This is a genomic window from Flavobacterium sp. PLA-DH12 (assembly GCF_059511845.1).
The window spans coordinates 734,863-746,524 of the sequence record NZ_JCAMPD010000001.1 but is presented as its reverse complement, the minus strand read 5'-3'; the positions used below and the strand labels follow the sequence as shown (position 1 = coordinate 746,524).

11 protein-coding genes are annotated in these 11,662 nt (G+C 33.0%); 9 read left to right on the top strand and 2 right to left on the bottom strand.

The genetic code is table 11. The features are described from left to right. Positions 1–28: 28 nt before the first annotated feature. From AC5ZCW_RS03185 to AC5ZCW_RS03170, 4 genes are all read left to right on the top strand, one after another. A complete protein-coding gene (locus AC5ZCW_RS03185) occupies positions 29–961 on the top strand; it encodes a PorP/SprF family type IX secretion system membrane protein (protein ID WP_343543387.1) in 933 nt (310 codons plus the stop codon). 11 nt (positions 962–972) lie between these two features. Beyond that, a complete protein-coding gene (locus tag AC5ZCW_RS03180; protein ID WP_496117883.1) occupies positions 973–2,910 on the top strand; it encodes an OmpA family protein in 1,938 nt (645 codons plus the stop codon). Positions 2,911–3,154: 244 nt separating this feature from the next. Continuing rightward, entirely contained in the window at positions 3,155–5,158 is a 2,004-nt protein-coding gene (gene ligA, locus AC5ZCW_RS03175) for an NAD-dependent DNA ligase LigA (protein WP_496117882.1), read from the top strand. After that, positions 5,148–5,840, top strand: coding sequence for a hypothetical protein (locus AC5ZCW_RS03170; RefSeq protein WP_281632168.1), 693 nt, complete (start codon positions 5,148–5,150; stop codon positions 5,838–5,840). The genes ligA and AC5ZCW_RS03170 overlap by 11 nt, the downstream gene beginning before the upstream one ends. On the opposite strand, the gene AC5ZCW_RS03165 is transcribed toward AC5ZCW_RS03170, so the two are convergent. Beyond that, the gene (locus tag AC5ZCW_RS03165) at positions 5,827–6,738 is read right to left on the bottom strand and encodes a bifunctional metallophosphatase/5'-nucleotidase (protein WP_496117881.1); all 912 of its coding nucleotides are present in this window, start codon (positions 6,736–6,738) and stop codon (positions 5,827–5,829) included. The two genes, AC5ZCW_RS03170 and AC5ZCW_RS03165, sit on opposite strands and share 14 nt — an antisense overlap. 136 nt (positions 6,739–6,874) lie before the next feature. Then, a complete protein-coding gene (locus AC5ZCW_RS03160; RefSeq protein ID WP_343543383.1) occupies positions 6,875–7,654 on the bottom strand; it encodes a 5'-nucleotidase C-terminal domain-containing protein in 780 nt (259 codons plus the stop codon). A gap of 47 nt (positions 7,655–7,701) precedes the next feature. Here AC5ZCW_RS03160 and AC5ZCW_RS03155 point away from each other — a divergent pair, with 47 nt between their 5' ends. From AC5ZCW_RS03155 to coaBC, 5 genes are all read left to right on the top strand, one after another. Beyond that, entirely contained in the window at positions 7,702–8,214 is a 513-nt protein-coding gene (locus tag AC5ZCW_RS03155) for a DUF6913 domain-containing protein (protein WP_496117879.1), read from the top strand. Positions 8,215–8,229: 15 nt separating this feature from the next. Next, positions 8,230–9,111 (top strand): 4-hydroxy-tetrahydrodipicolinate synthase, encoded by an 882-nt coding sequence (dapA, locus tag AC5ZCW_RS03150; protein ID WP_496117877.1) that lies wholly within the window; start codon positions 8,230–8,232, stop codon positions 9,109–9,111. 139 nt (positions 9,112–9,250) lie between these two features. Continuing rightward, a complete protein-coding gene (locus AC5ZCW_RS03145) occupies positions 9,251–10,045 on the top strand; it encodes an outer membrane protein assembly factor BamD (protein ID WP_281632172.1) in 795 nt (264 codons plus the stop codon). A gap of 9 nt (positions 10,046–10,054) precedes the next feature. Beyond that, positions 10,055–10,372 (top strand): DNA-directed RNA polymerase subunit omega, encoded by a 318-nt coding sequence (locus AC5ZCW_RS03140; RefSeq protein WP_008463064.1) that lies wholly within the window; start codon positions 10,055–10,057, stop codon positions 10,370–10,372. A gap of 7 nt (positions 10,373–10,379) precedes the next feature. Continuing rightward, positions 10,380–11,594 carry a bifunctional phosphopantothenoylcysteine decarboxylase/phosphopantothenate--cysteine ligase CoaBC gene (gene coaBC, locus AC5ZCW_RS03135; protein WP_496117873.1) on the top strand — a complete coding sequence of 405 codons (1,215 nt, stop codon included), beginning with the start codon at positions 10,380–10,382 and terminating at the stop codon, positions 11,592–11,594. Positions 11,595–11,662 lie beyond the last annotated feature (68 nt).

Sequence of the window (11,662 nt, the reverse complement as noted above, 5' to 3'; positions counted from 1 at the left end):
TAATTAATTAAACTAAATAAGTATCGTTATGAAACTATATATAAAATCATTAGAAACATATTTCATTTTAATATGTTCTTTTATTACGGTTTGCGCTTCGGCACAGCAAGATCCCGAATATACACAGTATATGTATAACACTATGGCGGTAAATCCAGCGTATGCTGGATCTACCGGAACCATAGAAGCAGCACTTTTATATCGTTCTCAATGGGTAGGAATGCCTGGTGCACCAGAAACACAATCATTCTCCATTCATTCGCCACTTAGAAATGAAAAACTTGGATTGGGTTTAAGCATTGTAAATGATAAAATTGGACCTTCCAACGAACTATATCTTGATGGAAACTTTTCTTATTCATTGCCTCTTGGTTATGAAAAAAGATTGGCTTTTGGTATTAAAGCAGGAACAAGAATGTTAAACATCGATTGGTCTAAAGGAAGATATTATGATAATGATGATGTTTTATTAAATCAGAACATTAACAATCAGATGAAATTAGCTGTAGGAGCAGGGATTTACTATTATACAGATAAATGGTATGTAGGATTTTCGATTCCAAGTTTTATTCAGAATGATTACTATGACGATGTTCGTGAATCTATTGATTATGATCGTATGCATTACTATTTAATGGGAGGTTATGTTTTTGATTTGAATCCAAATTTGAAATTTAAACCAGCATTTTTAGTAAAAGCAGTAAGTGGTGCTCCGCTTACCGCAGATATATCGGCAAATTTCATGATTCAGGAAAAGTTTGTTATAGGGGGAGCATATCGAACAGATGATTCGATAAGCATACTGGCAGGTTTTCAAATTTCACCAAGTTTCTTTCTTGGATATGCTTTTGATTACACTGTAAGCCAATTGAACAAATACAATGATGGTTCACACGAATTCATCTTGCGTTATCAATTTGTGCAAAAACAAAGTAAAATTAAATCTCCTCGATTCTTCTAAAAATAAAACTTATGAGAAAACTATATATCCTATGTTTAATTTTGAGCGTTACGTTTAGTTTCGCTCAAAAAACTAATTTGAAGAAAGCTGATGCTCTATTTAGAAGCTTTTCTTATTTGGATGCTTCCAAAGCTTATGAAGAGTGTTTGCAAAACATAAAAGATCCATCAGCGCAGACTTTGAAGAATGCGGCAGATTCCTACTATTTTATTTCCGATTCTAGAAATGCACTTAAATGGTACAGAAAATTATATGAAGTGCAAGGAAATAATCTGACTGATATTTACTATTTGCGTTACATTCAATCCATGAAAGCAGTTATGGATTATGATGAAGCAGATAAAATGACAAAAGAATATTTAGATAAAAAAGGTGATAAAGCAGAGATTAACCGATATGTTGCCCAAAAGAAATATATGGACAGCGTAGCAAAGGCAAAACCTTTATATACCATTAAAAATTTAGATATTAATACGAGTAAATCAGACTTTGGAGCTACATTTTTTAAAGACAATGTAGTATTTACATCGGCTCGCGATACCACAAAGTTTAGCGAAAAATTGTATACTTGGAACAACCAGCCCTTTCTTAACCTGTATATCGCAGAAAGAAATCCAGCAGATGGAAGTTTATTTAACGAAACAGTTTTTCTGCCGAATATAATGACAAAATATCATGAAGCTACGGCAAGTTTTGATAATCAGGGAAAAACAATTTATTATTCAACCAATATTGTAAAGAAAAACAAATTGGTTGTTGATGAAGCGAGAGTCAATAATTTCCAGATTGTTAAAGGCTCGATCGTTAATAATAAATTAGAAAATCCAGAGAAAGTATTTTTTGATAGTGATGATTATTCCGTAGGGCATCCAGCATTAAGTGAAGACGGACGACTGCTTTTCTTTGCTTCAGATATGCCTGGAGGGCAAGGTGAAACTGATCTTTATATGGTAAAAATTGCGGCAGATGGGACTATGAGTTCGCCTCAGAATTTAGGGCCAAATATCAATACAATTGGTAATGAAGTTTTTCCATTCTTCCAAAACGGAGTCTTGTACTTTTCTTCTGATGGACATTATGGCTGGGGAGATCTGGATGTATACGAAAGTAAGCTTCAGGCAGACGGAACTTTTTCAGTGCCAAAAAACCTTGGAGCGCCTATCAATAGCAATAAAGACGATTTTTCTTTTATAATTGACAAAACAGATGCTTATGGCTATTTTTCTTCAAATCGAGCAGGAGGAAAAGGTGATGATGATATCTATTCTTTTGTAAAAGGAAAACCAATTTGTAACCAAAGTATATCTGGAATGGCTATCGATCATAAAACCAAAAAGCCTTTGACCGATGTTACCATAATGGCGTACAACTCTTTTAGCGAAGTTTTAGGTGAAACCAAAACAAATTTCGACGGTAAGTATGCGATTGAAGTTCCTTGTAACAAAGTAATCAAAATGATTGCAGCAAAACCAAATTACAGTAGTGATGACAAAACTGTAGAAACAACAGATCAAAATGGTGGCGAAATAAAAGATGTAAACTTTGAATTAAGCAATTACGACGATTTGGTTGTGAAAAAACAAGGAGTAGAAAAAGTAGATGTTAACCCAATTTATTTTGACTACGACAAATTCGATATTACTCCAAAAGCTGTAGAAGAATTAGCTAAGGTTGTATTTATAATGCAGAAATTTCCAAACATCAGAATCAAAATTGAATCTCACACAGATTCACGCGGAAAAGATGCATATAATTTAAAACTTTCAGACAATAGGGCAAAATCGACACGAGATTATATCCTTTCGCAAGGCATAGATGCTTCTCGAATTGAAAGTGCCATTGGGTATGGAGAGACTCGTTTAATTAATAAATGTAAAAATGGGGTAAAATGTACCGAAGAAGAACATTTGTTAAATAGACGTTCAGACTTTATCATTATTCAAAAATAATTTTATATTTTCGCTGTAAGATATTGATTTTCAGTTTAAAATATAAAAACGTCGAAACCATTTGGAAGTTGGTTTTTTTAATTCTTTTTTAAGAATAATGGACAAGGAGAGAATCAGGCTGCATGAATTTGCAGTCTGATTTTTGATTTTCTAAAACTTTTATTTTTTCTGCATTTGAACAAAAATAAATTCTAATTTTGATATTCAGTTTTTCATCACAATAATCTGCAATATTTTACTATTTATGAGCATTCAAGAGACCATTCAAACATTACGAAATGAACTTAATCAGCACAACTATAATTATTATGTGCTAGACAATGCTACAATTTCAGACTACGATTTTGATATTAAGCTGAAAGAACTTCAGGATTTAGAAAACAAGCATCCAGAATTTTTTGACGAAAACTCACCAACGCAAAGAGTAGGCGGAACTGTAACCAAAAACTTTAAAACAGTTGCACATCAATACAGAATGTATTCTTTAGATAATTCTTATTCTAAAGAAGATCTTTTAGATTGGGAAAACCGTATTCAGAAAGTTTTAGGAAATGTTAGTTTGCAGTATACTTGTGAATTAAAATATGATGGAGCTTCAATAAGCATTACATACGAAAACGGAAAATTAGTTCAGGCATTAACCCGCGGAGATGGTTTTCAGGGAGATGAGGTAACAACCAATATTAAAACGATAAAATCAGTTCCTTTGCATTTAAAAGGAAATTATCCAGATAAGTTTGATATTCGAGGAGAAATTATTCTTCCATTTGCTGGTTTTGAAAAGATGAACCATGAATTAATCGAAATTGGAGAAACTCCATATTCAAATCCAAGAAATACGGCTTCAGGAAGTTTAAAACTACAAGATAGCGCTGAGGTTGCTAAGCGTCCGCTTGAGTGTTTGCTTTATTTTGTAACAGGAAACAATCTGCCTTTTAAAACACAATTTGAAGGATTAGAACTGGCTAGAAGCTGGGGCTTTAAAGTGCCAAAAGAGGCAAAATTAGTCAATAACATGCAAGAAGTTTTTGACTTCATTGACTATTGGGATGTTCACCGTCATAATCTTCCATACGAAACAGATGGTGTGGTTATCAAAGTAAATAGCATTCAGCATCAGGAAGAATTAGGCTATACTGCAAAATCTCCACGCTGGGCAATTGCTTATAAATTCAAATCAGAACAGGTTTCAACCAAATTAAAATCAATTTCGTATCAAGTTGGAAGAACCGGAGCTATAACGCCAGTTGCCAATTTAGAACCTGTGCAGCTTGCAGGAACTATTGTAAAAAGAGCTTCTCTTCACAATGCCGATCAGATTGAAAAATTAGATATCAGAATAAATGATACTGTTTTTGTTGAAAAAGGAGGAGAGATTATACCAAAAATTATAGCGGTTGATTTAGACAAGCGTCCAGAAGATTCGGAAAAAACGCATTATATCACGCATTGTCCTGAATGCCAAACGGAATTGATTAGAAACGAAGGAGAAGCGAATCATTATTGTCCTAATTTTTACGGATGTCCTCCGCAGATTATTGGAAGAATCCAGCATTACATTTCAAGAAAAGCGATGGATATCGAAGGGCTTGGAGGAGAAACTGTTGCTTTATTGTTTAAAAATGGATTAGTGCACAATTATGCTGATTTATACGAGTTGAAAGTAGAAGACATTCTGCATTTAGAAAGAATGGCTCAGAAATCGGCAGAAAACTTGGTAAATGGAGTTCAGAAATCAAAAGAAATTCCGTTTGAAAGTGTTTTGTTTGCACTTGGAATTCGTTTTGTAGGAGAAACTGTGGCTAAAAAACTAGCAAAACATTATAAAAATATCGATGCTTTGAGCCAGGCTTCGCTGATGGATTTGGTTTTAGTTGATGAAATTGGAGAAAGAATTGCTAAAAGTGTTATCGAATTCTTCGAAAATGAAGAAAATAAAAAAATTATTGAACGTTTAAAAAGTTATGGAATTCAATTTGAAATTGAAGAAAAAGTAAACCCAAATGCTACTGATAAATTTGTTGGAAAAACTTTTGTGGTTTCTGGCGTTTTTAGTCAATTTTCTAGAGACGAACTAAAGAAAGCCATCGAAGATAACGGAGGAAAAGTAGGAAGCTCAATTTCTGCAAAAACAGATTTTGTAGTGGCGGGAGATAATATGGGACCAGCAAAACTGGAAAAAGCAACAAAATTAAATATTACCATATTGTCTGAAGAAGATTTTATAAACAAATTGAATGAAGCCTAATAAACCATCATTAATTTTGTTCTTTCTGGCATTGTTCTGTACCATCATTTTTGATTGGACAGGACAGGATTTTTTTGCGACATACGCAAAAGCAATTGTTCTTCCTGCGATTTTTATTTATTATCTAATCAGCAGTGAGTTCGAAATAAAAAAAACAGAAGGTTTAATTTTTTTCTTCTGTTTTGTTGGCCAGGTTTATGACTTGATGGATATTGAAAGCTCTGAAATAGGAGGAGTACTGAGTTTTCTGATTGTTTATGTTTTAATCGTGACCATATTTATTCGGGAACACGAGAGAATAAAATTAACCAAAAGGGATATTTTGCCTATTTCTATCGTAGTTGTTTTTATTGTCTACTTGTTAATCTCTGTTTTAAGCTTACAGCTTGACAGCATGAGAAAATTTATTATGCTTTATACTGTATACGGAATTGTTTTGAGCGTACTGAGTTATTTTTGCTTCGTTAGTTACATTACAAAAGGAACACACATGGCTTTGCTGATGTCGCTAATGGCAATAAGCTATATTTTCTCTGATATCTTTTACATTTTTAATGAGTATTTCTCGTATTCGGTTGTTCTAGTCCTAATACGAGATACAACTCAAATTCTAGCTTATTTCTTTATGGTAGAGTACTTTTTAGAAAAAGCTAGAATTCAAAGAAAGACTATACAACAATAGTTGCGCTTTGGTTTGTGTGTGCTTTGTCTTTATCAAAATAGAAATCGATACGACCTAAATTAATTCCGTAGCATCCCACTTGATTTACCAGTACATCTTTTCCTGCTTTATTCTTTACGATTGTAGGTTTGTCTAAGAAAGTATGCGTATGACCGCCAATAATCAAATCAATATCTTGAGTTTGTGTAGCAAATGTCAAATCACTTATTTTACTTGGCTCGTCTTTGTATTTGTAGCCTAAATGCGAAAGACAAATTACCAAATCACATTTTTGTTCTTGTTTTAAAAATTTCGTCATGTCCTGAGCAACTTCAACAGGATTGTTGTAAACTGTTTCAAGGTATAATTTTTTATCTACTAAACCTTGAAGTTCAATTCCGACACCAAAAACTCCAACTTTAATTCCGTTTTTATTAAAGATTTTGTACGGTTTAACATGCCCGTCCATAACCGTGTTTTTAAAATCGTAGTTAGAGTTGATAAAGTCAAAAGTTGCATGCGGAAGCTGAGCGTATAATCCGTCAAGACCATTGTCAAAATCATGATTTCCAATTGTTGAAGCATCATATTTCATCATGCTCATCAATTTAAATTCCAATTCACCTCCATAATAATTGAAATATGGTGTTCCTTGAAAAATATCTCCAGCATCCAATAAAAGAACATTTGGGTTCTCTTTACGGATAGCTTCAATTAATGTTGCACGGCGAGAAACGCCTCCTTTATTCGGATTGCGGGGATCATCAGCAGGAAAAGGATCAATGTGGCTATGCACATCATTAGTATGTAGAATTGTTAGATGCTTAATATCGTTACTTTCAAAACTGCTCAAAGACAATCCTAAACTTAATAGGGCAGTACTCGCTGCTGTTTTTTCGATAAACTCTCTTCTTTTCATTTTATATATTTTTTGCCAGAGGCTATGTAGTTTAATGTTTTTTTTCTAGCCACTAATTTCACGAATTAACACGAATTATTTTTTTTAAAGAATTTTTTAATTTGTGCGAATTTGTGTAATTCGTGGCGAACCCTTTTTATTCTTCTGTAATTCTGATATTTTTAGGAGCAACCACTGTGTCTACTTCTTTAAAATAATCAATCAGTACATCTCTTAATTTGTAATTTAAATCAAACTTTTGAGTACTTTTTGCAAAGAAAGTCATGCTGTCTCCTCCATTTGCCAAATAATCGTTTGTAGCAACGTAATACGTTTTGTTTAGATCAAGCGGTTTGCCTTGTACCATGAGATCTTTTGCTTTATTATCTTTTGTAATAGTAAAAGTCATTCCAGACAATGGCTGAGGTTTTTTCTCCTTAATAATGTAAGCCGCAATTTCTAAGATCTGATCGCCCTTTAAAGCTAAAACAACCAAACTGTTTTCAAAAGGCATAATTTCAAAAGCTGTTCTGGTTGTAACATTTCCTTTTGGCAAAATAGCGCGAATACCGCCATGATTTAAAAGACATATATCAATATCTTTTTTTTCTCTAGCGTTAAAAACAATGTTTCCTCTCTGCACGCAAACATCTGCCATTAAGCTTCCAATGCCAGTTTGCCACTTTCCAGTGCTTTTGTCAAGAGTTTCAGGGCAATACGCCAATACATTGTCTAGATCCTTGTTAATATGATCGCGATAAGGTTTAATAAAGTTTTCAATTTCAGCAGTTTCTCCAGTCTTTTCGGTAACTGGAAGTTGTTTTCCTTCAATTTTAGTTAAATTGTAGTTTTTAGTGCTACAAGAAGAGATTGAAAAAAGTGTTAAGAATATAACAAAAAGTTTTAAAAATCCGTTATACTTTTTTAGTTTTACCATTTTAAATGCAACTTAAATAATTAATTTTGTAATCTAGTAAAAGTACTATGTTTTTAAATTATATAAAGGAATTTTTTGTAAAAAAATCATTAAATGTTAATTTAAATAATGAAAAAAGCGGAGTATTAGCTAAAAACGTTCAAACAATTGGTTTATTGATAGATGAAAGCACTTTTGAAAATTCAGAAGCACTAATTAAGGAGTTAACGCTCCACAGAATTGCTTTAGAAAATATAAAAGTTCTTGCCTACAGAGAAAGAATTAAGGAAAAAGAAACCTATTTTCGTCCGACTTTTGGTAAAAAACATATCAATTGGAAAGGTGAAATTATAGAAGAATATTTAAATGAATTTGTAAAATCAGAATTTGATCTTTTGCTGAGTTATTACGATGTTGAAAATGTCTTTTTGATGTCCATCACAAACAAGTCAAAAGCTAAATTTAAAGTCGGATTTTCGGCTGTAGATCAAAAATTAAACCGTTTGATGATTAATACAGAATTAGGGAGCTATAAACTATTCATTTCAGAATTGTTTAGGTATTTAAAAAATATAAAATAAATTATAATAATTAATATGCAATCATTGATAGGTACTGGTGTTGCACTTGTGACGCCATTTAAAAAAGATTTTTCAGTTGACATTGAAGCTTTACAGAGAGTTGTAAACTTTTCTATAGATGGTGGAGTGGAGTATCTTGTTGTAATGGGAACAACAGCAGAAAATGCAACCCTTACAGCAGAAGAGAAAGAATTGGTTATAAAGACTGTAATCGATGTGAATAAAGGAAGATTGCCTCTAGTTTTAGGAGTGGGAGGTAATAATACTATGCAGATTGTAGAGGAGTTGAAAACAAGAGATTTTTCTGCTTTTGAAGCGATATTATCTGTTTCACCTTATTATAATAAACCAACTCAGGAAGGAATTTATCAGCACTTTAAAGCAATTGCTGAAGCTTCTCCAGTTCCAGTAATCCTATATAACGTTCCAGGAAGAACGGCAAGTAATATGCTTCCTTCAACAGTGGTACGTTTGGCTAATGATTTTAAAAATGTCGTAGCTATTAAAGAAGCTGCTGGAGATATGGCTCAGGCTATGCAGATTATTAAAAATGCTCCAAAAGATTTCTTAGTGATTTCTGGAGATGATATGCTGGCATTGCCGATCGTTTTAGCGGGAGGAGCTGGCGTTATTTCGGTAATCGGGCAAGGTTTTCCTAAAGAATTTTCAGAAATGATTCGTTTAGGATTGAATAAAAAAGCAACGGACGCTTACAAAACACATTACTTTTTGTCAGACAGTATTGATATGATTTTTGAGCAAGGAAATCCAGCGGGAATCAAACAAATCTTCCAAGCCCTTGGGATTGCTGAGAATACTGTTCGTTTGCCATTGGTTTCTGTTGATGATGCTCTAGCAGCAAGACTAAATGACTTTGTAAAAAACAGCATTAAATAATTGTTAAAGTGTTAGTATTTTAAGATACTAAAAAATTATTTTGCAGTAGCTAAATTAATAACTAAATTTGCCACCGAAACTTCGGTGCGATTTCACTTTGGCATAATTAATTGTCTGAGATTGTAATAACAGTAAGAAAATGAAAAAAATACTATCGCTATTAATTGTTGTAACTCTTTTTTATTCTTGTGGAGAATATCAAAAAGCATTGAAAAATGAAGATGTTGCAGCAAAATTTGAAATGGCAACAAAAATGTATGATGCCGGTAAATACACAAAAGCGATTCGTCTTTTTGAGCAATTAGCAACTTCTTACCGAGGAAAACCTCAGGCAGAAAAGCTGTTTTACATGTTTTCGCAATCGTATTATAAAACAAAACAATACTATTTGGCTGGCTATCAGTTTGAAGCGTTTGTTTCAGGTTATCCGCGAAGTGAAAAAGTGCAGGAAGCTGCTTTCTTAGGAGCTTATAGCTATTCTAAGTTGTCGCCAGTTTACAGTTTAGATCAAGCAGATACTGTAAAGGCATTAGAAAAATTGCAAGCTTTTATTGATAATTATCCAAATTCAGAATACATCCCTCAGGCAAATGAGGCTGTACAAAAGCTGAATGGTAAATTAGAGAAAAAAGCATACGAAAACGCTAAAGGATATAATACCATTTCAGATTATAAATCGGCATTAATTGCTTTTGATAATTTTATCGCTGATTTTCCTGGAACACCTTTAAAAGAAGATGCATTGTTTTATAAATATGATTCAGCATATCAATTGGCAATTAATAGTATTCCTTCAAAAATGGAAGAACGTTTACATGTTGCACAAGCGGCTTATGCTAATTTGATGAAATTTAAAAGCGATACAAAGTATAAAGAAAAGGCAGACGAGATGAATGCCAGAGTTGAAACAGATTTACAAAAATTTACTAAATAAAATAAAGTCATGGATTTAAAAAAGACGAATGCTCCTGTAAACACAATAACTTACAATAAAACAGTTATTGAAGAGCCAACAGGAAATGTGTATGAGGCAATTACCATTATGGCTAAAAGAGCAAATCAAATTAATTCAGAGATTAAAAAAGAATTGACTGAAAAATTAGAAGAGTTTGCTACTTACAATGATAGTCTAGAGGAAGTTTTTGAAAATAAAGAACAAATTGAAGTTTCTAAATTTTACGAAAAATTACCAAAACCACACGCTTTAGCTGTTCAAGAATGGTTAGACGGTAAAACTTACCACAGAAGTTCAAACAAATAATAGTACAATGTCAGTTTTAAACGGGAAAAAGATTTTACTGGGTGTTTCCGGTGGAATTGCAGCCTATAAAACAGCCACTTTAGTACGACTTTTTATAAAAGCAGGTGCACATGTCCAAGTGATCATGACACCTGCTTCTAAGGATTTTGTAACCCCACTTACATTATCAACCTTATCAAAAAATCCAGTACATTCAAGTTTCTTTAATCAAGATGATGAAGATGAAGTTTGGAATAATCACGTTGAATTAGGGCTTTGGGCCGATTTAATGTTGGTTGCGCCTGCGACTGCCAATACTTTATCTAAAATGGCAACGGGAAACTGTGATAATCTTTTAATTTCGGCCTATTTATCGGCAAAATGTCCAGTCTATTTTGCACCTGCAATGGACTTGGATATGTATAAACACCCTTCAACTTTATCGAGTTTTGCTGCGTTAAAGCAGTATGGAAATATTATGATTCCTGCTGAAAGCGGAGAATTGGCAAGTGGTTTGTCTGGAGAAGGCCGAATGGCTGAACCTGAGAATATTGTTGCTTTTCTAGAAGCCGATTTGGAGAGTAAACTGCCTTTGAAAGGAAAAAAGATACTAGTTACGGCCGGTCCGACATACGAAGCGATAGACCCTGTACGTTTTATTGGAAATCATTCTTCTGGAAAAATGGGATTTGATATTGCTAATGAAGCGGCAAACTTAGGAGCAGAAGTATTTTTAATTGCAGGTCCGACTCATTTTAAGACTAAAAATAGTTTGATAAAAGTGGTTGATGTTGTTTCTGCTCAAGAAATGTATGATGCTTGCCATCTGTATTTTAATGAAGTTGATGCCGCAATTGCGGCCGCAGCTGTTGCAGATTACAGACCGAAATTTGTAGCAGATCAAAAGATTAAGAAAAATACAGAAGAGTTTTCGATCGAACTGGAAAAGACAAAAGATATATTGTCTTCTTTGGGTGCTATCAAAAAAAATCAGTTTTTAATTGGTTTTGCATTGGAGACTGAAAATGAAATTGAAAATGCTAAGTTGAAAATTCAGAAAAAAAACTTAGATTTGATTGTTTTAAATTCCTTACAAGATAAAGGTGCCGGTTTTAAAAAAGATACCAATAAAGTAACTTTTATTGATAAAAATTTTGAAATAGAACCAATGGAATTGAAATCAAAAGAATCTGTAGCGGCTGATATTTTGAATAAAGTTATTCTGCATTTTTCAAAATCATAATTTAGAATATACGCCGAAAACATAAATTGGAAACGAATTATGTTTTGTAAAATTAAATATCTAGACGA